The 23,604-nt window shown below is 71.2% G+C and carries 20 protein-coding genes and 1 pseudogene; 17 read left to right on the forward strand and 4 right to left on the reverse strand.

Features of this window, described 5'->3' with window-relative positions:
• Window positions 1–5: 5 nt before the first annotated feature.
• The 3 genes from ilvN (at window position 6) to serA (ending at window position 3,528) form a co-directional block, all read left to right on the forward strand.
• A complete protein-coding gene (gene ilvN / locus AC07CM_RS26250) occupies window positions 6–530 on the forward strand; it encodes an acetolactate synthase small subunit (protein WP_016432494.1) in 525 nt (174 codons plus the stop codon).
• A 112-nt stretch (window positions 531–642) separates the two neighbouring features.
• Window positions 643–1,641 (forward strand): ketol-acid reductoisomerase, encoded by a 999-nt coding sequence (gene ilvC, locus AC07CM_RS26255; RefSeq protein ID WP_067301141.1) that lies wholly within the window; start codon window positions 643–645, stop codon window positions 1,639–1,641.
• Window positions 1,642–1,926: 285 nt separating this feature from the next.
• Window positions 1,927–3,528, forward strand: coding sequence for a phosphoglycerate dehydrogenase (gene serA / locus AC07CM_RS26260; protein WP_478878895.1), 1,602 nt, complete (start codon window positions 1,927–1,929; stop codon window positions 3,526–3,528).
• Between the two features lie 59 nt (window positions 3,529–3,587).
• Here the strand turns inward: serA and AC07CM_RS26265 are convergent, their stop codons facing one another.
• Window positions 3,588–5,120 carry an MFS transporter gene (locus AC07CM_RS26265; protein WP_478878896.1) on the reverse strand — a complete coding sequence of 511 codons (1,533 nt, stop codon included), beginning with the start codon at window positions 5,118–5,120 and terminating at the stop codon, window positions 3,588–3,590.
• 111 nt (window positions 5,121–5,231) lie between these two features.
• Here AC07CM_RS26265 and AC07CM_RS26270 point away from each other — a divergent pair, with 111 nt between their 5' ends.
• Window positions 5,232–5,807, forward strand: coding sequence for a TetR/AcrR family transcriptional regulator (locus AC07CM_RS26270; protein ID WP_478878897.1), 576 nt, complete (start codon window positions 5,232–5,234; stop codon window positions 5,805–5,807).
• Window positions 5,808–5,810: 3 nt separating this feature from the next.
• Here AC07CM_RS26270 and AC07CM_RS26275 read toward each other — a convergent pair whose 3' ends face one another.
• A complete protein-coding gene (locus tag AC07CM_RS26275) occupies window positions 5,811–7,016 on the reverse strand; it encodes a PucR family transcriptional regulator (RefSeq protein WP_478878898.1) in 1,206 nt (401 codons plus the stop codon).
• Between the two features lie 182 nt (window positions 7,017–7,198).
• On the opposite strand from AC07CM_RS26275, the gene AC07CM_RS26280 reads away from it, so the two are divergent.
• From AC07CM_RS26280 to AC07CM_RS26305, 6 genes and pseudogenes are all read left to right on the forward strand, one after another.
• Window positions 7,199–8,125, forward strand: coding sequence for a proline dehydrogenase family protein (locus tag AC07CM_RS26280; protein ID WP_478878899.1), 927 nt, complete (start codon window positions 7,199–7,201; stop codon window positions 8,123–8,125).
• Between the two features lie 39 nt (window positions 8,126–8,164).
• Window positions 8,165–9,796, forward strand: a complete 1,632-nt coding sequence (gene pruA / locus AC07CM_RS26285) for an L-glutamate gamma-semialdehyde dehydrogenase (protein ID WP_478878900.1) — start codon at window positions 8,165–8,167, stop codon at window positions 9,794–9,796.
• A 109-nt stretch (window positions 9,797–9,905) separates the two neighbouring features.
• Complete coding sequence (locus AC07CM_RS26290; RefSeq protein WP_478878901.1) at window positions 9,906–10,754, forward strand: alpha/beta fold hydrolase; 849 nt, start codon at window positions 9,906–9,908, stop codon at window positions 10,752–10,754.
• Window positions 10,751–11,293: a GNAT family N-acetyltransferase gene (locus tag AC07CM_RS26295; RefSeq protein ID WP_478878902.1), complete on the forward strand. Its 543-nt coding sequence runs from the start codon at window positions 10,751–10,753 to the stop codon at window positions 11,291–11,293. Before AC07CM_RS26290 ends, AC07CM_RS26295 begins: the two co-directional genes overlap by 4 nt.
• Window positions 11,277–11,423 (forward strand): annotated as a pseudogene (locus AC07CM_RS26300) (LysR family transcriptional regulator); the annotation flags it as partial. The gene AC07CM_RS26295 and the pseudogene AC07CM_RS26300, both read left to right, overlap by 17 nt.
• Window positions 11,424–11,649: 226 nt before the next feature.
• Window positions 11,650–11,781 carry a hypothetical protein gene (locus AC07CM_RS26305; RefSeq protein WP_153545374.1) on the forward strand — a complete coding sequence of 44 codons (132 nt, stop codon included), beginning with the start codon at window positions 11,650–11,652 and terminating at the stop codon, window positions 11,779–11,781.
• 80 nt (window positions 11,782–11,861) lie between these two features.
• Here AC07CM_RS26305 and AC07CM_RS26310 read toward each other — a convergent pair whose 3' ends face one another.
• Window positions 11,862–13,415: a purple acid phosphatase family protein gene (locus AC07CM_RS26310; protein WP_478878903.1), complete on the reverse strand. Its 1,554-nt coding sequence runs from the start codon at window positions 13,413–13,415 to the stop codon at window positions 11,862–11,864.
• 143 nt (window positions 13,416–13,558) lie between these two features.
• On the opposite strand from AC07CM_RS26310, the gene AC07CM_RS26315 reads away from it, so the two are divergent.
• Together AC07CM_RS26315 and AC07CM_RS26320 are read left to right on the forward strand one after the other, a co-directional pair.
• Entirely contained in the window at window positions 13,559–14,602 is a 1,044-nt protein-coding gene (locus tag AC07CM_RS26315) for a 3-isopropylmalate dehydrogenase (protein ID WP_478878904.1), read from the forward strand.
• A gap of 248 nt (window positions 14,603–14,850) precedes the next feature.
• Window positions 14,851–15,939 (forward strand): branched-chain amino acid aminotransferase, encoded by a 1,089-nt coding sequence (locus AC07CM_RS26320; RefSeq protein ID WP_478878905.1) that lies wholly within the window; start codon window positions 14,851–14,853, stop codon window positions 15,937–15,939.
• 57 nt (window positions 15,940–15,996) lie between these two features.
• On the opposite strand, the gene AC07CM_RS26325 is transcribed toward AC07CM_RS26320, so the two are convergent.
• Window positions 15,997–17,439: a cytosine permease gene (locus tag AC07CM_RS26325; protein ID WP_478878906.1), complete on the reverse strand. Its 1,443-nt coding sequence runs from the start codon at window positions 17,437–17,439 to the stop codon at window positions 15,997–15,999.
• Window positions 17,440–17,584: 145 nt separating this feature from the next.
• On the opposite strand from AC07CM_RS26325, the gene ureA reads away from it, so the two are divergent.
• From ureA to cimA, 5 genes are all read left to right on the forward strand, one after another.
• A complete protein-coding gene (gene ureA / locus AC07CM_RS26330) occupies window positions 17,585–18,280 on the forward strand; it encodes an urease subunit gamma (RefSeq protein WP_478878907.1) in 696 nt (231 codons plus the stop codon).
• Window positions 18,277–20,001, forward strand: a complete 1,725-nt coding sequence (locus tag AC07CM_RS26335) for an urease subunit alpha (protein WP_478878908.1) — start codon at window positions 18,277–18,279, stop codon at window positions 19,999–20,001. Before ureA ends, AC07CM_RS26335 begins: the two co-directional genes overlap by 4 nt.
• Window positions 20,002–20,012: 11 nt before the next feature.
• Complete coding sequence (locus AC07CM_RS26340; protein WP_478878909.1) at window positions 20,013–21,053, forward strand: agmatine deiminase family protein; 1,041 nt, start codon at window positions 20,013–20,015, stop codon at window positions 21,051–21,053.
• A gap of 18 nt (window positions 21,054–21,071) precedes the next feature.
• Window positions 21,072–21,689, forward strand: a complete 618-nt coding sequence (locus tag AC07CM_RS26345) for a TetR/AcrR family transcriptional regulator (protein WP_478878910.1) — start codon at window positions 21,072–21,074, stop codon at window positions 21,687–21,689.
• Window positions 21,690–21,990: 301 nt separating this feature from the next.
• On the forward strand, window positions 21,991–23,601 hold the full coding sequence (gene cimA, locus AC07CM_RS26350) for a citramalate synthase (RefSeq protein ID WP_478878911.1): 1,611 nt from the start codon (window positions 21,991–21,993) through the stop codon (window positions 23,599–23,601).
• Window positions 23,602–23,604: the final 3 nt, after the last annotated feature.

The following is a 23,604-nucleotide window of genomic DNA, read 5'->3' on the forward strand; positions in this document are numbered from 1 at the left end:
GAGAAATGTCCAAGCACACGCTCTCCGTCCTGGTGGAGAACACGCCGGGCATCCTGGCCCGGATCGCCGCCCTCTTCTCCCGCCGCGGCTTCAACATCGACTCGCTCGCGGTCGGCGTCACCGAGCACCCCGACATCTCCCGCATCACCATCGTGGTGGGTGTCGAGGACCTGCCGCTGGAACAGGTCACCAAGCAGCTCAACAAGCTGGTCAACGTGCTGAAGATCGTGGAGCTGGAGCCCGGCCAGGCGGTTCAGCGCGAACTCGTTCTGGTGAAGGTGCGCGCCGACAACGAGACCCGCTCCCAGATCGTGGAGATCGTCCAGCTGTTCCGCGCCAAGACGGTCGACGTCTCCCCGGAGGCCGTCACGATCGAGGCCACCGGGTCCAGCGAGAAGCTGTCCGCCATGCTCAAGATGCTGGAGCCGTACGGCATCAAGGAGCTGGTCCAGTCCGGCACCATCGCGATCGGCCGCGGCGCCCGCTCGATCACGGACCGCTCGCTGCGCGCTCTCGACCGATCCGCGTAAGGCTGAGTACGGGCGGTCCCGTGCCGCCCGTATGCCGAGACCCCGAGACTTCCCGTCCTCCCACCGGCATACGGTGGGACGCACAACCTGCACACCAAGGAGAGAACCCAAAGTGGCCGAGCTGTTCTACGACGCTGACGCCGACCTGTCCATCATCCAGGGCCGCAAGGTCGCGGTCATCGGATACGGCAGCCAGGGCCACGCCCACGCGCTGTCGCTGCGTGACTCCGGTGTCGACGTCCGCGTCGGTCTGCACGAGGGCTCCAAGTCCAAGGCCAAGGCCGAGGAGCAGGGCCTGCGGGTGGTGACCCCGGCCGAGGCCGCCGCCGAGGCCGACGTCATCATGATCCTCATCCCGGACCCGATCCAGGCCCAGGTCTACGAGGAGTCCATCGCCCCGAACCTGAAGGACGGCGACGCGCTGTTCTTCGCCCACGGCTTCAACATCCGCTTCGGCTTCATCAAGCCCCCGGCCGGCGTCGACGTCGCCCTGGTCGCCCCCAAGGGCCCGGGCCACCTGGTCCGCCGCCAGTACGAGGAGGGCCGCGGCGTCCCCGCGATCGCCGCCGTCGAGCAGGACGCCACCGGCAACGCCTTCCCGCTGGCCCTGTCGTACGCCAAGGCCATCGGCGGCACCCGTGCCGGTGTCATCAAGACGACCTTCACCGAGGAGACCGAGACCGACCTGTTCGGTGAGCAGGCCGTGCTGTGCGGCGGCACCTCCGCCCTGGTCAAGGCCGGCTTCGAGACCCTGGTCGAGGCGGGCTACCAGCCGGAGATCGCCTACTTCGAGTGCCTGCACGAGCTGAAGCTGATCGTCGACCTCATGTACGAGGGCGGCCTGGAGAAGATGCGCTGGTCCGTCTCCGAGACCGCCGAGTGGGGCGACTACGTCACCGGCCCGCGCATCATCACCGACGCCACCAAGGCCGAGATGAAGCAGGTCCTCGCCGAGATCCAGGACGGCACCTTCGCCCAGACCTGGATGGACGAGTACCACGGCGGCCTGAAGAAGTACAACGAGTACAAGCAGCAGGACGCCGAGCACCTGCTGGAGACCACCGGCAAGCAGCTGCGCAAGCTGATGAGCTGGGTGAACGAGGAGGCGTAAGCCTCACGTCAGGGGGTCGGGGCAAGCTGCTCCGGCCCCCTTCCGCCACTCCGGGCGGCGCCGGGTCGAGAGTGATCCGAAGGTGTCGTCCACGCGTTGTCCAACCCGTCCAGCCCCGGACGGGTGATACTTCCGCAGCGGCGTAATACGACGACCGCGGCGCCACTAGACTGCTGCACAACATACGCGTCAGGCCCACAGCGTCGTGCGTCTTCCGCGGCTAGCCCCCCTCCACCGCCAGCGGCCGTCGGGACGGCCGTCCGCATTGGACTTGTGAGGACTCACGTGAGCTCGTACCCCAGTCGAAAAGCCACGGTACTCATCGCTGAAGAGCTGTCGCCCGCGACCGTGGACGCACTCGGCCCGGACTTCGAGATCCGGCACGCCAACGGAGCCGACCGGGCCGAACTGCTCCCCGCCATCGCCGACGTCGACGCGATCCTGATCCGTTCCGCCACCAAGGTCGACGCGGAGGCCGTCGCCGCCGCCAAGAAGCTCAAGGTCGTCGCGCGAGCCGGCGTCGGCCTGGACAACGTCGACGTCTCCGCCGCCACCAAGGCCGGCGTGATGGTCGTGAACGCCCCGACCTCCAACATCGTCACGGCCGCCGAGCTGGCCTGTGGCCTGATCCTCTCCACCGCCCGCAACATTCCGCAGGCCAACGCCGCGCTGAAGAACAGCGAGTGGAAGCGCAGCAAGTACACGGGCGTGGAGCTGGCCGAGAAGACGCTGGGCGTCGTGGGCCTGGGCCGCATCGGTGCCCTCGTCGCGCAGCGCATGTCCGCCTTCGGCATGAAGGTCGTCGCCTACGACCCCTACGTACAGCCCGCGCGGGCCGCGCAGATGGGCGTCAAGGTGCTGTCCCTGGACGAGCTGCTCGAGGTCTCCGACTTCATCACCGTCCACCTGCCCAAGACCCCCGAGACCCTCGGCCTGATCGGCGACGAGGCGCTGCGCAAGGTCAAGCCCAGCGTGCGCATCGTCAACGCGGCGCGCGGCGGCATCGTCGACGAGGCGGCGCTGTACGCGGCGCTGAAGGAGGGCCGGGTCGCCGGCGCGGGCCTGGACGTGTACGCCAAGGAGCCCTGCACCGACTCCCCGCTGTTCGAGCTGGACCAGGTCGTGTGCACCCCGCACCTCGGTGCCTCCACGGACGAGGCGCAGGAGAAGGCCGGTATCGCGGTCGCCAAGTCGGTGCGCCTCGCGCTCGCCGGTGAGCTGGTGCCGGACGCGGTGAACGTCCAGGGCGGTGTCATCGCGGAGGACGTCAAGCCGGGTCTGCCGCTCGCCGAGCGCCTCGGCCGCATCTTCACCGCGCTCGCGGGCGAGGTCGCGGTCCGCCTCGACGTCGAGGTCTACGGCGAGATCACCCAGCACGACGTGAAGGTGCTGGAGCTGTCCGCGCTCAAGGGTGTCTTCGAGGACGTCGTCGACGAGACGGTGTCGTACGTCAACGCGCCGCTGTTCGCGCAGGAGCGGGGCGTCGAGGTGCGCCTGACCACCAGCTCCGAGTCGGCCGACCACCGCAACGTGGTGACCGTGCGCGGCACGCTGGGCAACGGCGAGGAGGTGTCGGTCTCCGGCACGCTGGCCGGCCCGAAGCACGTCCAGAAGATCGTGGCGGTCGGCGACTACGACGTCGACCTCGCCCTCGCCGAGCACATGGTCGTGCTGCGCTACGAGGACCGCCCGGGTGTCGTCGGCACCGTCGGCCGCATCCTCGGCGAGGCGGGCATCAACATCGCCGGCATGCAGGTCGCCCGAGCGGCGGTGGGCGGGGAGGCGCTGGCCGTGCTCACGGTCGACGACACGGTCGCGCCCGGCGTGCTGGCCGAGGTGGCCGAGGAGATCGGGGCGACGTCCGCCCGCTCGGTGAACCTGGTCTGAGCATCCCGAAACGCCGGACGGGCTGAGGTTTCTCAGCCCGTCCGGCGTTTTCGTGTGTCCTACGCGTCGCCCACCTCGATCTTCCGCAGGGTCAGTGCCGCTCCCACGGCGGCCGTCGCGAGGACCACCGTCCCGGCGATCGCCACTCCGTGCATCCCGCCGGTGAAGGCCTCCCGGGCCGTGGCGAGGAGGGAGTCACCGGCCCGGCCGGGCAGCCGGGCGGCCGTGGCGAGGGCGCCGCCCAGGGTCTCGCGGGCCTCGCCCGGGGCCGAGGACGGCATCTCGTGCCGGTAGACCGCCGTACCGATGGAGCCGAGGACCGCCATGCCGAGCGCGCCGCCGAACTCGGTGGCCGTCTCCAGCAGGGAGGAGGCGGTGCCCGCCCGCTCCACCGGGGCGGTGGTCATGGCCAGGTCGGTCAGCTGGGACATCACCATCACGACGCCCGAGGCCAGGACGCCCGCGGCGGTCAGCACCAGCCAGAGGGAGTGGGTGCCGCTGAGGGCGAGCAGTGCGTAGCCGACCGCGCTGACGGCGAACCCGGCGGCGACGACGTGGCCGCGGTTGACGCCCCGGGCGACGAGCTGACCGGTGACCGGTCCGGCGACGCCGATGAGCACCGACGGGAGCAGGCTCCACAACGCGGCTTCCAGCGGGCTCTTGCCGAGGACCGACTGCAGGTACTGCGTGGTGAAGATGGCCGAACCCATCATGCCGAACGCGGACACCAGGGTCAGGACCAGTGCCGGGGTGAACCCGTGACCCCGGAGCAGCGCCGGCGGGATCAGCGGCGAGGCGGCGCTGCGCTGACGGCGGACGAAGAGCGCGGCGAACAGCAGACCGACGGTCACCGAGACGACGTACTGCGGGTGCCAGCCCTCGGAGGGGATCTCCTTCAGGCCGTAGATCACGGGAAGCACGGAGACCATCGAGAGCGGGACGCTCGGCCAGTCGAAGCGGCCCGGGTCCGGGTTCCTCGACTCGGGGAGCAGGAACGGGCCGAGGAGCAGCAGCAGCGCCATCGCGGGCAGGTTGACCAGGAAGACCGAGCCCCACCAGAAGTGCTCGACGAGGACGCCGCTCATCACCGAGCCGAGGGCGATGCCGCCCGTCATGACACCGGACCACAGCCCGATCGCCTTCGCCCGCTGGCCGGGGTCGGTGAACATCGTGCGCAGCAGGGCCATCGTCGACGGCATCAGGGTCGCACCGCCGATGCCGAGGATCGCGCGGGCCGCGATCAGGGTCTCGGCGCTGTTCGCGTAGGCCGCGAGGAGCGAGGCGCCTCCGAAGGCGCAGGCTCCCGCCAGCAGGAGCCTGCGGCGGCCGATGCGGTCGCCCAGCGAGCCCATCGTCATCAGCAGGCCGGCCAGGACGAAGCCGTAGATGTCGAAGATCCACAGCTGCTGGGTGCCGCTCGGCCGCAGGTCGGCGCTGATCGCGGGGGTCGCGAAGTACAGGACCGAGACGTCCATGGAGACCAGCAGCAGCGGCAGCATCAGCACGCCGAGCGCGGTCCACTCACGGCGTCCCGCGCGGCAGGGGGCGCCCTCGGCGCCGACGGAGACGGTCGTGCTCGTCGAGTTCGTCATGGCAGTGACTGTACGAGTGTCTTAAACGCTTGTCTAGAACGCTTGTATAGAACACATGTATAAGTCAGCCGTCTAGGACGTCTGTATGGATCGGCGGGTAGCCTGATCGGCATGGGACACCGTGAGGATCTGCTCGAAGGCGCCAAGCGCTGCCTGCTGGAGAAGGGGTTCGCCCGTACGACGGCGCGCGACATCGTGAAGGAGTCCGGGACCAACCTGGCCTCGATCGGCTACCACTACGGCTCGAAGGACGCGCTCCTCGCGCAGGCCTACGTCGCGCTCATGGAGAACATGTCCGACGCCTTCGACGGAAGCGGCATCGGGATCGAGGGCGCGCCCGGTTCGCTGGAGCGCTTCCGGTGGGTGTGGTCCAACATCATCGCCACCATGCGGGGGCCCGGCTCGGTGTACCGCCTGAGCATGGAGGTCATGACCCTCGACATGCCGGTGGTGCGCGAGCACCTGTCCCGCGCCCAGCGGGAGGGCGGCCGCGGGCTGGTCGCGCTGCTCATGGATGTGCCCGAGGAGGAGGTCTCCGACGAGACCGCGGACACGCTCGGCCGCTTCTATCTGACGCTGATGACCGGCCTCATCGCCCAGTGGGCGTTCGACCCGAAGAACGCGCCCGACGGCGACGCCCTCACCGAGGGCCTCCGCCAGGTCGTCGAGGCAGCCACGAAGAGCTGAACCTCAACGCCGCAGGCGCGCTCTCTTCAGCGTCATGTGCAGCAGCAGGCGGTCCTCGCCGTCGTCGAGGTCCAGGCCCGTCAGCTGTTCCACCCGGGACAGCCGGTAGTACAGCGTCTGCCGGTGGATGCCCAGCTCGGCGGCCGTGCGGCCGGCCTGGCCCGCGCAGTCGAGGTACACCTCGGCGGTGCGTGCGAGCTCCTGGTGGGCGGCGGAGAGGAGCGGGCCGACCACCGGGTCGTGGACGGTCTGCGGAGGCAGCGCGGTCAGCAGCCGGTACGGCCCGATGCGCCCCCACTCGGCGACCGGCCCGAGCCGGGTCTCGGCCAGCGCGGCGCGCGCCGCGGCCGCGGCCTCCTGCCAGACCTCCCCCAGCTCGGTGAGCCCGACACGCGGCTCCCCGACCCCGGCGGCGGCACCCGCCCGGCCCCGCGAGGCGCGTCCGCCCGACCCCTCCGCCTCCTTCAGCAGCCGCGAGGCCGCCGTCAGCGCCGGCGTCCCCACATCCGTCGAACGCAGCCGCACCAGCACCGCCAGGCTCTGCGCCGTGGCCCCCCACGGCACCGTGCACAGCGCCGTGGCGTGCGGGACCGTCCGGGCGGACGGGGCCTCCTCCGGGTCGGCGGACGGCCAGGGCGCCACACAGACCAGCGTGTGCGGGCCGTCCGCGCGCGGGCCGAGGGCCGTGCGCAGTTCGGCCACCGCCATGTCCTGCTGCCAGCCGCGCTCCGCCGTCAGCACCGCCCGCAGCTCCCGGCCCAGCCCGGCGCCGGCCCGCGCCTCGTCGGCCAGCAGCGCGCCGATCCGGCCCGTCACCCGCATGGCGGCGGTCAGCTGCGCGTCCGTCGGACCCGGATCGTCCTCCAGGAGCCAGACGTAGCCGAGGACCACGCCCCGATGGCGCACCGGCAGACAGATCCGGCCCCGGTAGACGCCGGCCTCCGGGGTCGGCGGGATCCGCACCGGTCCCGTCGCGCGCGTGATGCCGAAGCCCTCGAACCAGGCCCGCACCGCCGCCGTGGAACGCCGGGTCAGGATCGAGCGGGTCCGCACCGGGTCCAGCGCCGAGGGATCCAGGTCGCCCTCACTGTCGTACGCGCCGAAGGCGATCAGCTCGAAGTCCCGGTTCTCCAGGGTCGCGGGCGCGCCCAGCAGCTCCGAGATCTCGTCCACCAGCTCCTGGTAGTCACCCTTGTAATCGGTCGCCACCCGGGCATTCTCCCGCAATTTCCGGCACCCTTCATACAACTGTCTGAGATCCGGTGCACGGATGCGTGACGTCTGTCGATGGCCGACGATCGGAGAGATCCTTAGGTTTCACGGTGGTTCTCCGTGCCGTACCCGAATGGTCGGGTGGCGGCCGTTTCGGTGCTTGTCTGTGGAGGTGCCCCGTGCTGGGTCCCGTGATTCTCGCCGCGTCGCGCAGCGACCGGATGCGACGCCTGATCTCGGCGGCCCCGGTGACCAAGCAGGTCGTCGACCGCTTCATCCCCGGTGAGACCGTGGCCGACATCGTCCCGATCGTCCGGGACCTGACGGACAAGGGCCTGGAGCTGACGATGGACGTCGTCGGCGAGGACATCACCACCCCCGAGCAGGCCGGCGCCGCCCGGGACGCCTACCTGCAGCTGGTCGGCCGGCTCAAGGACCTGGACCTCGGCCCGAGGGTCGAGATGTCCGTCAAGCTGTCGATGTTCGGCCAGGCCCTCCCCGGCGGCCACGAGCTGGCGCTCGCCAACGTCCGCCCGGTCGTCGAGGCCGCCGCCGCGATCGGCACGACCGTCACGCTCGACGCCGAGGACCACACCACCCTGGACTCGATGTTCGCCATCCACGAGGAGCTGCGGAGGGACTTCCCGCAGACCGGTTGCGTCATCCAGGCCTACCTCTTCCGCACCGAGGCCGACGCCCGTCGCCTCGCGGAGTCCGGCAGCCGGGTGCGTCTCGTCAAGGGCGCCTACAAGGAGCCCGCCGAGGTCGCCTACCAGCAGAAGCACGAGATCGACAAGGCCTACGTGCGCATCCTGAAGACGCTGATGGAGGGCGAGGGCTACCCGATGGTCGGGTCCCACGACCCGCGCCTGATCTCGATCGCCCAGGAGCTGGCCCACCAGGCCGGGCGCAAACTGGACGAGTACGAGTTCCAGATGCTCTACGGCATCCGCGGCGACGAGCACCTGCGACTGGCCGCCGAGGGCCACCGCATGCGCGTCTACACCGCCTACGGCACCGACTGGTACGGCTACTTCATGCGCCGCCTCGCGGAGAAGCCGGCGAACCTGCGCTTCTTCCTCCGGTCGATGGTCAGCAAGGGCTGAGCCCGAACACCCGCTCACGTACAAGGAGTCAAGGATCTCATGGACGCTGTGACCCAGGTCCCCACCCCCGTCAACGAGCCGGTGCACGGCTACGCCCCCGGCTCGGCCGAGCGCTCCCGGCTGGAGGCCAAGCTCAAGGAGCTGGCCGAGAACCCGATCGACCTGCCGATGACCATCGGTGGGGAGAAGCGGATGGGCGGCGGCGAGCCGTTCCAGGTGGTCCAGCCGCACAACCACAAGGCCGTCATCGGCACCCTGCGCCACGCCGACCGGCAGGACGCCCAGGACGCCGTCGACGCCGCCCTGGCCGCCGCGCCGGCCTGGCGAGCGATGTCCTTCGACGACCGCGCCGCGATCATCCTGCGCGCCGCCGAGCTGCTGGCCGGCCCGTGGCGCGAGACCATCGCCGCCTCCACCATGCTGGGCCAGTCCAAGACCGCCCAGCAGGCCGAGATCGACAGCCCCTGCGAGCTGGTCGACTTCTGGCGGTTCAACGTCCACTACGCCCGCCAGATCCTGGCCGAGCAGCCCCCGGCGAACTCCCCGGGCGTGTGGAACCGCATGGACCACCGCCCGCTCGAGGGCTTCGTCTACGCGATCACGCCGTTCAACTTCAGCGCCATCGCGGCGAACCTGCCCACCGCCCCGGCGCTGATGGGCAACGTCGTGGTCTGGAAGCCGTCCCCGACGCAGACCCACGCGGCCGTGCTCCTGATGCAGCTGCTGGAGGAGGCGGGTCTGCCCAAGGGCGTCATCAACCTCGTCACCGGTGACGGCATCGAGGTCTCCAAGGTCGCCCTGGAGCACCGTGACCTCGCGGGCATCCACTTCACCGGCTCGACCAAGACCTTCCAGTACCTGTGGAAGACGGTCGGCAACAACATCGAGAAGTACCGCTCCTACCCGCGTCTGGTCGGCGAGACCGGCGGCAAGGACTTCCTCGTCGCCCACCCGAGCGCCGACCGCGCCGTGCTGAAGACCGCCCTGACCCGGGGTGCCTTCGAGTACCAGGGCCAGAAGTGCAGCGCCACCTCCCGCGCCTACATCCCGGCCTCCATCTGGAACTCGGGCTTCAAGGAGGAGTTCGCGGCCGAGGTCGACTACCTCACCATGGGTGACGTCACCGACCTGTCGAACTTCATCGGCGCCGTGATCGACGACCGTTCGTTCGCCAAGAACAAGGCCGCGATCGACCGCGCCAAGCAGGACCCGAGCTGCACGATCGTCGCGGGCGGCACCTACGACGACTCGGTCGGCTACTTCGTCCGCCCGACCGTCGTCGAGTGCAGCGACCCGGAGAACGAGGTCTTCACCACCGAGTACTTCGGCCCGTTCCTCGCCGTGCGCGTCTACGAGGACGACGAGTACGACGAGATGCTGACCCAGATGGAGTCGGTGTCGGACTACGCGCTCACCGGTTCGGTCATCTCCAACGACCGTGCGGCGGCCGCGTACACGATGGAGAAGCTCCGCTTCGCGGCCGGCAACTTCTACATCAACGACAAGTCGACCGGCGCCGTCGTCGGCCAGCAGCCCTTCGGCGGCGGCCGCTCCTCCGGCACCAACGACAAGGCCGGCGCCCCGCAGAACCTGCTGCGCTGGACCCTGACCCGGGCCATCAAGGAGACCCTGGTCCCGCCGACCGACTACACCTACCCGCACATGGGCTGATCCCCAGCCCCCCCCGAGCGACGGGCCGGGAAGCCTGACATCCGAGCAGGCTTCCCGGCCCGTCCCCAACTCGGCACCCGCCACACTCGCCACCCGCCACACTGATCCCATGACGATGACGACGGACGACGGAGTTCGGCTGTGGGCGCGGCGTTCGGGCGGCGCCGGTGACCCGCTGGTGCTGTGCCACGGCGGACCCGGCCTGTGGGACATGTTCGGCGACGTGGCCGGGCTGCTCGCGGGCGTCACCCCGGTGATCCGCTGGGACCAGCGCGGCTGCGGCCGCTCGGAGCGCTGCGACGGGCCGTGGACGACCGAGCGCTTCGTGGCCGATCTGGACGCCGTACGACGGCACTTCGAGCTGGAGCGGATGGCGCTGCTCGGCCACTCCTGGGGCGGCCAGCTGGCGCTGAGCTACGCCCTCGCCCACCCCGACCGGGTGAGCGTGCTGGTGTACGTCTCCGGCACGGGCATCGGCCCGGACGCCGACTGGCACCCCGCCTTCAAGAAGAACTTCCTCGCCCGCCTCGCCGACCACCCCGAACGCCTGGTGCGCTGGCGCGAGTTGACCGACCGCGCCGGGGACGCCGAGCGGGAGCGGGCCGTTCTGCAGTGGTCCGTCGAGTTCGAGGACCGGGAAGGGGCCCTGGCGCCCGCCGGGCGAATGGCCGACCCGTGGTTCCGGATCAACTCCGAGTGCAATGCCGCACTCGACGAGGAACGCCGGCGCCTCTGGGGCACCCCCGCGCTGTACACCGCCTGCCGGGCCCTCGACGTGCCGGTGCTGATCATCGACGGCGCCCGCGACATCCGCCCGCGCACCGCCGTCGACTCCCTCGCCGAGGCGCTGCCCCGGGCGCGCCGGGTGATCCTGCCGGGCGCCGGGCACCTGCCGTGGGAGGAGGATCCCGAGGGCTTCCGGAAGGCGGTGGCCGGCGCTCTGGACCCGACGCCATGACCCTCCGGCTGCGCACCGCCCACACCGCCGACCTCGACCCCGTGGACCTGCGTGCCGTCCGCGCCTTCCTGGACGAGGCGTTCGACGGGGACTTCGGCGACCAGGACTGGGACCACGGCCTCGGCGGCATGCACGCCCTCGTCCACGACGGCACCGGTCTCGCCGCGCACGGCTCGGTGGTGATGCGGCGGGCACGGTACCGGGGGCGCTGGCTGCGCACGGGCTACGTGGAGGCCGTCGCCGTGCGGGCCGATGTGCGCCGCAGGGGGCTCGGCGGACGGGTGATGGGGGCGCTCGAGCGGATCGTCGACCGGGCCTACGACCTGGGCGCGCTCTCCGCGAGCGAGGACGGCGCCCCGCTGTACACGGCACGGGGCTGGCAGCGGTGGGGCGGCCGTGTGTACGCCCTGTCGCCGGACGGGATCGTCCGGCTGCCGGAGGAGGAAGGGGGCGTCCACCTGTGGCCGGGCCTCGCCGGGCAGCGACTCGACCCGGACCACGAGCTGGTGCTCGACTGGCGGGACGGCGACATCGCCTGACCGGCCGTTCCGCTCCGTCGGCTGTGTCACCACCCCCGAACCGGCCTCGACCACCGCCGTTCGGGCACTTGTCCGCGAACTGCGCTCCCTCCCTCCCCGGACGACGAAAGCGCAGGTCACGGCGGTGTGACCCGACCCGCCGTCTCAGATAGTAGGAAGTCCGAGTAATTGTGCAGACAGGTGCGGCCCACTGCCTTACTTTTGTAGAAGCCGAACGTCTCGCTCGATCCAGCGAATGGCGGTCGTGAGCCGGGCTTCGTGCAGGCAACCCCTGCGGCCGGTGCTCCCCGCCCCTTCCGGCGTCTCGTAACCCCTCTGTCTTTCCGCACCCCCGTGTGTCGAAGGAGTCGATCCTCATGGCCGAGACGACCGTCCGCCGCCGCGTCCGCCACGTGACCCGCACGAGCGAGTCCGACCGCAAGAACGCCGCCGCCGCCCTCCAGCGCGCCCTCGACCGCCGCGACAACGGCGGTGAGACCGGCCACTGAGCCGCCACTGATCCGGGAGCCGCACCCTCCCCCGCCCGGCTTCGCCCGAGCGGGGGAGCCCCGTGGGGTGCGGCGCGGCCTCACCCTCCGCGCCGCACCTCGAAGTGGTCGATCCGCCGCCCGTCCTGGGCCAGCGCCGACACCTTGAGCCGTGGGGCCGGACCGGGCCGCGCCTCCACCGAGAGGAGCGAGAAGCCGGTGTACCGCACCCGCGACCAGTGAGCCGTCTCCGGCGCGCGCTCCTTGTCCCGGGTCCAGTGGAAGGTCCGCACCGCGTCGTGCCGGCGGACGTGCCCCTCGTAGCTGTCCTTGACGCCCTGGGGGAACGCGTACAGGTCCCGGCCGCCGCCACCCGCCGTGACGTAGACGATCCCGTCCCGCGCGGGGTCGGTCGAGCCGCCGATCGGCACCGCCCGGCCCACCTTCCCGTCCCTGATGGCGTCCGTGCGCTCGTAGACGTGGTTGTGCCCGTTGATCACCAGGTCCACCCGGTGCCGGGCGAGCAGCGGCAGCCACTCGGTCCGCACTCCGCCGTCCGAGGCGTGCTGCGAGGTGGAGTACGCGCAGTGGTGGAAGAAGACGACCACGAAGTCCACGCCCCGCGTCGCGCGCAACTCGCGCAGCTTCGCGTCCAGCCACTTGGTCTGCCGGCCGCCGCTGTGCCCGTGGTTGGCCTGGATCTCGTACGACACGTCGTTGGCGTCCAGCGCCACGAAGCCGGTGTTGCCGTAGACGAACGCGTAGGCGCCCGGCGTCCCGTGCGGGTCGAAGCCGCTGTCCGGCAGGGAGAACCGGGCGAGTTGACCGCCGTAGCCGTCCGGCGAGTACCAGGCCTCCATGTCGTGGTTGCCGGTCGTCACCATCCACGGCACCGACTTCGCGACCGGCTCGTTCTGCTTCAGGAACAGGTCCCAGAACGTGGGGTCGTAGCCGTCCGAGGTCTGCCCGGCACCGTTGACGTCCGCGTAGCAGATGTCGCCCGCGTGCAGATGGAAGGCGGGGTTCTGGCGCTGCACGAGGTGGTCGTTGGCGTTCGCGGCCTGGCCCACTCCCTGGTCGCCGAAGGCCGTGAAGACGAAGCGCTCGGGGGTCGCGGGCGCCGTGCGGAAGGACGCGAGGGCGGCCAGGTGGGCCGGGGCGGCCGGGTCCCAGCCGTCGTGACCGACGCCGTAGTAGTACGTCGTGCCCGGCCTGAGGCCGTTCAGGGCCGCGTGCACGTAGAACTGCTCGACCGCGGGCCGCACCCCGCTCACCCCGGGGGTGTGCAGGTTGCGCGTCTCGGCCGCGACGCGGTGACCGAGGTCGTCCGGGCGCAGCCCGACGCGCAGGTACGGCCGCCCGACGGCGAAGGGCACCTGCCAGGAGACACGCATCTGCGTCCTCGGGTCGGTGCCGAAGGCCAGATGGCGGCCGAAGGGGCGGACCACCGCGCCGGACACCCGCGGGGCCGTGGGGGCCGGGTGCCCCACCGTGCCGGAGCCGGCCGAGCAGCCGGTCAGCAGGCCGCCCGCCACCACGCCCGCCGACACCAGGGTGCGGCGGCGGACCAGCCGGGTGCGCAGATACTCGTACTGCTCGGCCATGCTCATCCGCTCCGCGAGCGGGCGCGGGATGCCGACGTCGGGGGTGTCCATGCAGGGGAAGGTTCCACGGGGCTCCAACACCTGTGCCACGTACGGGTGAACGCCAGCCGACAGGATGACGCCGGCGGGCCATCCGAGTGTCCGCATGGCGGACAGGGCATGTCATCCCCTGGGACGAGGAGTAGGGTGCCGACATGTCTCGCAGCATCAATCTCGCAGTGATCCCCGGTGACGGCATCGGCCAGGAGGTCGTGGCCGAGGGTCTGAAGGTCCTCTCCGCCGTCCTGCCGCAGGATGTGAAGCTGGAGACCCAGGAGTACGACTTCGGCGCCCAGCGCTACCACGCCACGGGTGAGACCCTCACCGACGCCGACCTCGACGCGCTCAAGCGGCACGACGTCATCCTGCTCGGCGCGATCGGCGACCCGTCCGTGCCGTCCGGTGTCCTGGAGCGCGGCTTCCTGCTCAAGCTCCGCTTCGCCTTCGACCACCACGTCAACCTGCGCCCGTCGAAGCTGCTCCCGGGTGTCGCCACCCCGCTCGCCGGCCAGCCGGAGATCGACTTCGTCGTCGTCCGCGAGGGCACCGAGGGTCCCTACACGGGCAACGGCGGCACCATCCGCAAGGGCACCCCGCAGGAGGTCGCCACCGAGGTCTCCGTCAACACGGCCTTCGGCGTCGAGCGCGTGGTCCGCGACGCCTTCGAGCGCGCCCAGGCCCGCCCGCGCAAGAAGCTCACGCTGGTCCACAAGAACAACGTGCTGACCTTCGCCGGTCACCTGTGGACCAACGTCTTCAACAAGGTGGCCGAGGAGTACCCGGAGGTCACCACCGACTACATCCACGTCGACGCGGCGACCATCTACCTGGTCACCGACCCGGCCCGGTTCGACGTGATCGTCACCGACAACCTCTTCGGCGACATCATCACCGACCTCGCCGCGGCCGTCTCCGGCGGCATCGGCGTGGCCGCCTCCGGCAACATCAACCCCAGCGGCGACTTCCCGTCCATGTTCGAACCGGTGCACGGCTCGGCCCCGGACATCGCGGGCCAGGGCAAGGCCGACCCCACCGCCACGGTCCTGTCCGTCGGCCTGCTGCTGCGCCACCTCGGTTACGACACCGAGGCCGACCGCATCGACGCGGCGGTCGCCGCCGATCTCACCGAGCGCGCCGGCAAGCCCGCCCGCAGCACCTCGGAGATCGGCGACGCCCTCGCCGTGCGAGTAGCCGGCTGACCCGGCCGAGTTACGCCCAAGCCGCCGGGTCGCATCCGCGCCCGGCGGCTTTTCCTATGCGGCCGCCGGGTGCCACCATCATCCCTGGGCCGCTTTCACCCCGATTCCTTCCGTCGCAGCCCCACGGGCGATAATCGAACGCGGAGCCGCGACACGGGGGAATGCTCGGACGTCCTAACACTGGCCGGCCACCGGCCGCGCGGGGCGTGGACGCGGCCCGTCACTACACAACCGGTGAAGGACAACACATGACGACGCCCACGATCGAGCTCAAGCCCTCCGCCCATCCGCTCGCCGCCGCGGAGCGCGAGGCGATCCTGGCCAGCCCCGGATTCGGCCGCCACTTCACCGACCACATGGTGACGATCAAGTGGACCGAGGGCCGTGGCTGGCACGACGGCCAGCTCGTTCCGTACGCGCCGATCCCCCTCGACCCGGCCACCAACGTCCTGCACTACGCCCAGGAGATCTTCGAGGGCCTGAAGGCCTACCGCCAGCCCGACGGCTCGGTCGCCACCTTCCGCCCGGACCAGAACGCCAAGCGCTTCCAGCGCTCGGCCCGCCGCCTCGCCATGCCGGAGCTGCCGGTCGAGACGTTCGTCGAGGCCTGCGACGTGCTGGTGCAGCAGGACAAGGACTGGGTGCCCGCGCACGGCGGCGAGGAGTCCCTGTACCTGCGCCCGTTCATGATCGCCACGGAGGTCGGCCTCGGCGTCAAGCCGGCCAACGAGTACCTGTTCATCGTCATCGCCTCCCCGGCCGGCGCCTACTTCCCGGGCGGGGTGAAGCCGGTCTCCATCTGGGTCTCCGAGGACCGCGTCCGCGCCGTCCCCGGCGGCATGGGCGACGCCAAGACCGGCGGCAACTACGCCGCCTCCCTGCTCGCCCAGGCCGAGGCGGCCGCCAAGGGCTGCGACCAGGTCTGCTACCTCGACGCCGTGGAGCACCAGTGGGTCGAGGAGCTCGGCGGCATGAACCTGTACTTCGTGTACGGCGACAGGATCGTCACGCCCACGCTGACCGGCTCCATCCTGGAGGGCGTCACCCGTGACTCCCTGCTGGCCGTCGCCCGTGACCTCGGCTACGAGTCGGAGGAGGGCCGCGTCTCCGTCGAGCAGTGGCAGCGCGACTCCGAGAACGGCACGCTCACCGAGGTCTTCGCCTGCGGCACCGCGGCCGTGATCACCCCGGTCGGCACGGTCAAGCGCGCGAGCGCCGAATGGAAGCAGTCCGGCGGAGAGCCCGGCGAGGTCACGCTGCGCCTGCGCCAGGCCCTCCTCGACATCCAGCGCGGCACCGCCAAGGACGAGCACGGCTGGATGCACAGGCTCGGCTAGTGCCCTTCTTCCGGATCAGGCCGGCCCCGAGCCCCGGCAGGATCCGGAAGACCGGTCCTAACGCTCGGCGGGCACGCTCAGGGCCGCCGCGGACTCCGTGTCCGCGGCGGCCCTCGCGCGTTCCGGGGTGAGCGTCAGCAGCAGGTACACCACACCGCCGACGGCGCCCGACAGCAGGAAGCTGCAGTCCACCCCGCCGGTCAGGGTCAGCAGCGGGCCCTCGTACGACGGCAGGGACACCGCCAGCAGGCCGACCGCCGCGCCGGCCGCCCAGGACACGGTGGCCCGGAGGTTCCAGCCGGCCCGGTACCAGTAGATCCCGCCCCGCGAGCGGCGGTTGAAGACCTGCAGGGCGTCGGCGTCGTACACACCGCGGCAGCGGGCGAAGCCGATGAGGGTGATGACCGCCCACGGGGTGCCGATGGCGGTGAGCAGCAGCACGAAGGACGTCATCGCGGACTGCGCGTTCCAGGCGTAGTGCCCGACGAAGACACAGGCCGTGGCCACGACGGCGACCGTGTAGGTGGCGCGGGCGCGGGAGGCGCGCGGCAGGATCGCGTCCAGGTCCAGGCCCATGGAGTACAGCATCAGGCCCGCGTTGCCGACCGAACCCGCCGAGGCGGACAGCAGCAGCGGGACCAGGTACCAGGTGGGGGAGGCGGAGACGAGCGGGCCCGCGTAGTCGGTGGCCGCGCGGGCCGCGTACGCCGTGAAGGTGCCGAACAGCTGCGGCACCAGCAGGCCCAGGAGCAGGCCCAGCCAGGTGGCGTGCAGCACGCGCCGGCCGGAGTGGCGGGCGGGGGAGATGTAGCGGGTGTAGTCGCCGAGCAGGGTGATGAAGGCGATCGGGCCGGACAGACCCGCCGCCACCGCCGCCAGGAACCAGGTCGGCCAGAAGGAACCCAGCAGATAGCCGCCGGCGTCCGGGAGCGGCGCGGTGGTGAAGTGCGGCGCGTAGGCGAGGATCCCGAGGGCCAGCAGGGCGGTCATGCCGACGGCCAGCACCCGGGACATGGCGAGCAGCACCCGGTAGCCGTAGACCGCGCCCGCGACCGTCGCCGCGGCGAGCACCGCGTAGACGACGGCGTACGACACCCCGTCCGCGGGCAGCCCGAACAGTCGGCCGAGCACGCTCAGCATCACGTCACCGCCGATCCACACGGTCAGGGCGGTGTAGCCGAGGGCCAGCAGCAGGCCCACGACCGAGCCGACCAGCCGGCCCCGCACGCCGAACTGGGCGCCCGAGGAGGTGGACAGGTTGGTCGCGGTGCGCAGGGAGACCAGCGCGAGCGGGGCCGTGAACAGCGTGCCGACGACGGTGCCTGCCACGATCGAGCTCACCGAGGCCCACCAGCCGAGCCCGAAGGACGGCGGCAGCCAGCCGAAGATGATCACTCCGAGGCAGAGGTTGGAGCCGAGCAGGATCGAGATCAGGTCCCGTGGCCCGCTGGTCCGCTCCTCGTCCGGGATGGTGTCGACACCGCGCTGTTCTATCGGCATGGCTGGTCTCCTTCGACGGCCGCCTTCATGCTTTGAGCGACGTTCAATGTGACGTGAACAGCGGGTCTCGGTCAATGCTTCTGTTGCATGAAGAGCATGTTTAGAGTGATGCTCTAATCTGTGGAAGGCAAGGAGGTGCCGCGTCGTGAGACTCACCCCCACGGAACGTGACCGGCTGCTGCTGTTCGGAGCCGCCGAGCTGGCCCGGGCCCGCCGGGCGCGCGGCCTCAGGCTGAACGTGCCGGAGGCCACCGCGCTGATCGCGGACACCGTCTGCGAGGCCGCGCGGGACGGCAGACGGCTCGCGCAGGCCGTCGAGGCGGCCCGGTCGGTCCTCGGCCCCGAGGACGTGCTGCCGGGTGTCGCGGACGTCGTCACCGAGGTGATGGTCGAGGCCGTCTTCGACGACGGCTCCCGGCTCGCGGTGGTCTCCGACCCCATCGGCGCCGGCTCGGGCGCGGAGGGTCCCGGCGCGCTGCTGCCCGGCCCCGAGCACACCGAGCCCGAGCCGGCCGTCCGGCTCACGGTCACCAACACCGCGACCGTGCCGGTCTCCGTCACCTCCCACTTCCACTTCTTCGAGGCCAACCCGCGGCTGGACTTCGTCCGGGAGAAGGCCTACGGCATGCGGCTCGCCGTACCCGCCGGGTCCTCGGTGCGGTTCGGGCCGGGGGAGAGCGAGGAGGTCGGCCTGGTGCCGATCGGCGGAGAGCGGATCGCGATCGGCTTCGCCGGTCTGGTCGACGGGCCGCTGGACGCGCCGGGGGCCCGGGCGGAGGCCCTGCGCAGGGCCGCCGCCTGCGGATATCTGGGAGTCACGCCGGAAGGAGGCGAGCGATGAGCCGCTCGAAGGGACGCGAGGTCAGCCGGTCGACGCGGGTCGACCCGCACGCCTACGCCGCCACCCACGGTCCCCGGGCCGGTGACCGGGTCCGGCTGGGTGACTCGGGGCTGGTGATCCGGGTCGAGTCGGACGCCCAGAGGTACGGCGACGAATTCCTCGCCGGATTCGGCAAGACCGCCCGCGACGGGCTGCACCTGAAGGCAGCCGCCGTCCGCGAGACCTGTGACGTGGTGATCAGCAACGTCGTCGTGATCGACGCGGCGCAGGGGATCAGGAAGGTCTCCATCGGCATCCGGGAAGGCCGGATCTGCGCCATCGGGCGGGCGGGCAACCCGGACACCCTCGACGGGGTCGACGTCGTCGTCGGCACCGGTACGTCCATCGTGTCCGGCGAGGGGCTGATCGCCACCGCCGGTGCCGTCGACACCCACGTGCACCTGCTGTCGCCGCGGATCATGGAGGCCTCCCTCGCCTCCGGCGTGACCACGATCATCGGGCAGGAGTTCGGCCCGGTGTGGGGCGTCGGCGTCAACTCGCCCTGGGCGCTCCGACACGCCTTCAACGCCTTCGACGCCTGGCCGGTCAACATCGGCTTCCTGGGCCGGGGCTCGTCGTCCCACGGGGCACCCCTGGTCGAGGCGCTGGCGGAGGGCGGCGCCTCCGGCTTCAAGGTGCACGAGGACATGGGCGCCCACACCCGCGCCCTGGACACCGCACTGCGCGTAGCCGAGGAGCACGACGTCCAGGTCGCCCTGCACAGCGACGGCCTGAACGAGTGCCTGTCGGTCGAGGACACCCTGCGGGTGCTCGAGGGGCGGACGATCCACGCCTTCCACATCGAGGGCTGCGGCGGCGGACACGTGCCCAACGTGCTCAAGATGGCCGGGGTCCCGAACGTCATCGGGTCCTCCACCAACCCCACCCTGCCCTTCGGCCGGGACGCGGTCGCCGAGCACTACGGCATGATCGTCTCCGTCCACGACCTGAAGACCGACCTGCCCGGCGACGCGGCCATGGCCCGCGACCGGATCCGGGCAGGCACGATGGGCGCCGAGGACGTGCTGCACGACCTGGGCGCGATCGGCATCACCTCCTCCGACGCGCAGGGCATGGGCCGCGCGGGGGAGACGGTCCGCCGTACCTTCGCCATGGCCGGCAAGATGAAGGCCGAGCTGGGCCCGATGGAGGGCGACGGCGAGAGCGACGACAACGCCCGCGTCCTGCGCTACATGGCCAAGCTGACCATCAACCCGGCCATCGCCCACGGCCTTTCGCACGAGGTCGGCTCGATCGAGGCCGGCAAGCTCGCCGACATCGTGCTGTGGCGCCCCGAGTACTTCGGAGCCAAGCCGCAGCTCGTCCTCAAGTCCGGCTTCCCGGCGTACGGCGTGGTCGGCGACCCGAACGCGGCCACCGACACCTGCGAGCCCCTCGTGCTCGGACCGCAGTTCGGCGCGCACGGCACCACGCCCGCCGACATCTCGGTCGCCTTCGTCGCCCAGGCAGCCGTGGACCAGGGCAACGACACGATGCCCACGCGCCGCCGCAGGGTCGCCGTGCGCGGCACCCGGGGCATCGGCCCGGCCGACCTGCGGCTGAACGCCCGCGTGGGAGCGGTCGACGTCGACCAGCGCACCGGCCTGGTCACCCTCGACGGCGACCCGCTGCGCTCCGAGCCCGCCGACTCCGTCTCCCTCAACCGCCTCTACTTCCTCTAAGGACCCGCGACATGACCACCCCCGCCGCCGACGGCTTCCGCATGCCCGCCGAGTGGACCCCGCACGAGCGCACCTGGATGGCGTGGCCGGGCCCCAACCCCACCTTCGACGACCCGGACGACCTCGCCCTCTCCCGCATGGCCTGGGCGTCGGTCGCCCGTGCCGTCCTGCGCTTCGAGCCGGTGACGGTCGTCTGCGGCCCCGGCCAGTCGGCGCAGGCCCAGACGCTGCTCGGCCCGGGTGTCGACACCGTCGAGCGCGACCTGGACGACGCCTGGATGCGGGACATCGGCCCCACCTTCCTCACCAACGGCAAGGGCGAACTGGCCGCCGTGGACTGGACGTTCAACGGCTGGGGCGCCCAGGACTGGGCCCGCTGGGAGCACGACTCCAAGATCGCCGCGTATGTCTCCGACCTCGCGGGCGCGAAGACGTACGCCTCGAAGCTGGTCAACGAGGGCGGCGCGATCCACGTCGACGGCGAGGGCACCGTCCTGCTGACGGAGACGGTCCAGCTGGGCCCCGAGCGCAACCCGCACTGGACGCGCGAGCAGGTCGAGGCCGAGATCCACGCCCACCTCGGCACCAGCAAGGCGATCTGGCTGCCGCGCGGCCTGACCGGCGACTACCCGCCCCACGGCTTCGGCACCCTCGGCCATGTCGACATCGTCGCCGCCTTCGCGCGCCCCGGCGTCGTCGTCGCCCACCACCAGCCGGACCCGGCCCACCCCGACCACGAGGTCACCAAGGAGGTCATCGGCATCCTGAAGTCGGCGACCGACGCGCGCGGCCGCCGCCTGGAGGTGGTCGAGGTGCCCGCCCCGACCGCCCTGGAGGCCGACGGCCACTGGGCCGACTACTCCTACATCAACCACTACCTCTGCAACGGCGGGGTCGTCCTGTGCGGCTTCGACGACCCGCGCGACGAGATCGCCGCCGGCATCTTCCGCCGCCTCTTCCCGGAGCGGACGGTCACCCTGGTGGACGCCCGTACGATCTTCTCCGGTGGCGGTGGCATCCACTGCATCACCCAGCAGCAGCCGAAGGTCTGACACGTACAGGAGCAGCAGATGGCCGGTGCGGCCCGTCCGCGCAGGAACGCGCCGCCGCGCGAGGAGGTCCTCGTCGCCGCCATGGGCATGATCGCCGAGCGCGGTCTGGAGAAGCTCACCATGGCCGCGCTCGGGCGCGAGGTCGGGATGAGCAGTGGTCATCTGCTGTACTACTTCCACTCCAAGGACGAACTGCTGCTGCGGACCCTGGAGTGGAGCGAGGGCAGGCTGGGCGCCGAGCGCAGCCGGCTGCTGACCCGGCCGGGATCCGCCCGCGAGCGCCTGGACGGGTACGTCGACCTGTACGTCCCCGACGGCCACCGCGACCCGCACTGGACGCTGTGGCTGGAGGTCTGGAACCGCTCGCAGAACGCCGCCGCCGACGCCGACGCCCGCGAGCGGCAGGCCGCCATCGAGGGCGCCTGGCACCGCGACCTGGTCGCCCTGATCGCCGAGGGAGTCTCGCGCGGCGAGTTCCGCCCGGTCGACGCCGACCGCTTCGCCGCGAAGCTGCGTGCGCTGCTCGACGGCTTCTCCATCCACGTCGCCATCGGGTTGCGCGGCACCGACCGGGCGCAAGTGATCTCCCACGTTCGGGAGTTCATCGCGCAGGCCCTCCTGACTCCGGACACCTGAGGACCGCATCCTGAGACGGTCGGTGGACCGGGGGCGGTGCTGTGCCAGACTGCCTTCGTGCTCTCGTTCGCCATGATTATTGGCAGCAGGCGCGCCGGTCCGCAGTGACCACCTCGTACGACCAGGTGCGGGTGGCCACCGTCGTCCTCGACCCGCGCGCAGACCTCTCGCACCCGCGAGGGGTTTTTTCTGTTTCCGGCCCATCCGCAGCCGGCGGCGGAGCGCGAGGGAATATTGGGGGGACGGTGGAGCCGGTCATTCCGGTAAGACCGAAGATCCACAATCAGGAGCCTTGAGACCAATGACCGAGACGGCAACCAGCGAGCTCGACGACTCGTTCCACGTCTTCGACACCACGCTGCGCGACGGCGCGCAGCGCGAGGGCATCAACCTCACCGTCGCGGACAAGCTCGCCATCGCACGGCACCTGGACGACTTCGGCGTGGGCTTCATCGAGGGCGGCTGGCCCGGCGCCAACCCGCGGGACACCGAGTTCTTCGCCCGCGCGCAAGCGGAGATCGACTTCAAGCACGCCCAGCTGGTCGCCTTCGGCGCCACCCGTCGCGCCGGCGCCAAGGCCGCCGACGACCCGCAGGTCAAGGCGCTCCTGGAGTCGGGCGCCCCGGTGATCACGCTGGTCGCCAAGTCGCACGACCGTCACGTGGAGCTGGCGCTGCGCACCACGCTGGACGAGAACCTGGAGATGGTCCGGGACACCGTGTCCCACCTGCGCGAACAGGGCCGCCGGGTGTTCGTGGACTGCGAGCACTTCTTCGACGGCTACCGCGCCGACCCGGAGTACGCCAAGGCGGTCGTCCGTACGGCCTCGGAGGCCGGCGCGGACGTCGTCATCCTCTGCGACACCAACGGCGGCATGCTCCCCGCCCAGGTCCAGGCGGTCGTCTCCACGGTCCTCGCCGACACCGGCGCCCGGCTCGGCATCCACGCCCAGGACGACACCGGCTGCGCGGTCGCCAACACGCTCGCCGCGGTGGACGCGGGCGCCACCCACGTGCAGTGCACGGCGAACGGCTACGGCGAGCGCGTCGGCAACGCCAACCTCTTCCCGGTCGTCGCGGCCCTCGAGCTGAAGTACGGCAAGAAGGTGCTGCCGGACGGCCACCTGCGCGAGATGACCCGCATCTCCCACGCCATCGCCGAGGTGGTGAACCTCACCCCCTCCACCCACCAGCCGTACGTGGGCGTGTCGGCCTTCGCGCACAAGGCCGGCCTGCACGCCTCCGCGATCAAGGTCGACCCGGACCTCTACCAGCACATCGACCCCGAGTTGGTCGGCAACACCATGCGCATGCTGGTCTCCGACATGGCGGGCCGCGCCTCGGTCGAGCTCAAGGGCAAGGAGCTCGGCATCGACCTCGGCGGCGACCGCGAGCTGGTCGGCCGGGTGGTCGAGCGGGTGAAGGAGCGCGAGCTCAAGGGCTACACCTACGAGGCCGCCGACGCCTCCTTCGAACTGCTCCTGCGCGCCGAGGTCGAGGGCAGGCCGATGAAGTACTTCGACGTCGAGTCCTGGCGGGCCATCGTCGAGGACCGCCCCGACGGCACCCACGCCAACGAGGCCACGGTCAAGCTGTGGGCGAAGAGCGAGCGGATCGTCGCCACCGCGGAGGGCAACGGCCCGGTCAACGCCCTGGACCGCGCGCTGCGCGTGGCCCTGGAGAAGATCTACCCGCAGCTCGCCAAGCTGGACCTGGTGGACTACAAGGTCCGCATCCTGGAGGGCGTGCACGGCACCTCCTCCACCACCCGGGTGCTGATCTCCACCTCCGACGGCGCGGGCGAGTGGTCCACGGTCGGCGTGGCGGAGAACGTCATCGCCGCCTCCTGGCAGGCCCTGGAGGACGCGTACACCTACGGGCTGCTGCGCGCGGGCGTGGAGCCGGCGGAGTAGCGA

This window comes from Streptomyces sp. NPDC044061 (genome assembly GCF_056434305.1).

Bases quoted from the DNA above. Each gene is read 5' to 3' on its own strand.
- AC07CM_RS26290 (WP_478878901.1), top strand. From the start codon at position 9,906: ATGACGATGACGACGGACGACGGAGTTCGGCTGTGGGCGCGGCGTTCG.
- AC07CM_RS26295 (WP_478878902.1), top strand. From the start codon at position 10,751: ATGACCCTCCGGCTGCGCACCGCCCACACCGCCGACCTCGACCCCGTG.
- AC07CM_RS26320 (WP_478878905.1), top strand. From the start codon at position 14,851: ATGACGACGCCCACGATCGAGCTCAAGCCCTCCGCCCATCCGCTCGCC.
- AC07CM_RS26315 (WP_478878904.1), top strand. From the start codon at position 13,559: ATGTCTCGCAGCATCAATCTCGCAGTGATCCCCGGTGACGGCATCGGC.
- pruA (WP_478878900.1), top strand. From the start codon at position 8,165: ATGGACGCTGTGACCCAGGTCCCCACCCCCGTCAACGAGCCGGTGCAC.
- AC07CM_RS26305 (WP_153545374.1), top strand. From the start codon at position 11,650: ATGGCCGAGACGACCGTCCGCCGCCGCGTCCGCCACGTGACCCGCACG.
- ilvN (WP_016432494.1), top strand. From the start codon at position 6: ATGTCCAAGCACACGCTCTCCGTCCTGGTGGAGAACACGCCGGGCATC.
- AC07CM_RS26335 (WP_478878908.1), top strand. From the start codon at position 18,277: ATGAGCCGCTCGAAGGGACGCGAGGTCAGCCGGTCGACGCGGGTCGAC.
- AC07CM_RS26340 (WP_478878909.1), top strand. From the start codon at position 20,013: ATGACCACCCCCGCCGCCGACGGCTTCCGCATGCCCGCCGAGTGGACC.
- cimA (WP_478878911.1), top strand. From the start codon at position 21,991: ATGACCGAGACGGCAACCAGCGAGCTCGACGACTCGTTCCACGTCTTC.
- AC07CM_RS26310 (WP_478878903.1), bottom strand. From the start codon at position 13,415: ATGGACACCCCCGACGTCGGCATCCCGCGCCCGCTCGCGGAGCGGATG.
- AC07CM_RS26265 (WP_478878896.1), bottom strand. From the start codon at position 5,120: ATGACGAACTCGACGAGCACGACCGTCTCCGTCGGCGCCGAGGGCGCC.
- AC07CM_RS26325 (WP_478878906.1), bottom strand. From the start codon at position 17,439: ATGCCGATAGAACAGCGCGGTGTCGACACCATCCCGGACGAGGAGCGG.
- AC07CM_RS26270 (WP_478878897.1), top strand. From the start codon at position 5,232: ATGGGACACCGTGAGGATCTGCTCGAAGGCGCCAAGCGCTGCCTGCTG.
- AC07CM_RS26345 (WP_478878910.1), top strand. From the start codon at position 21,072: ATGGCCGGTGCGGCCCGTCCGCGCAGGAACGCGCCGCCGCGCGAGGAG.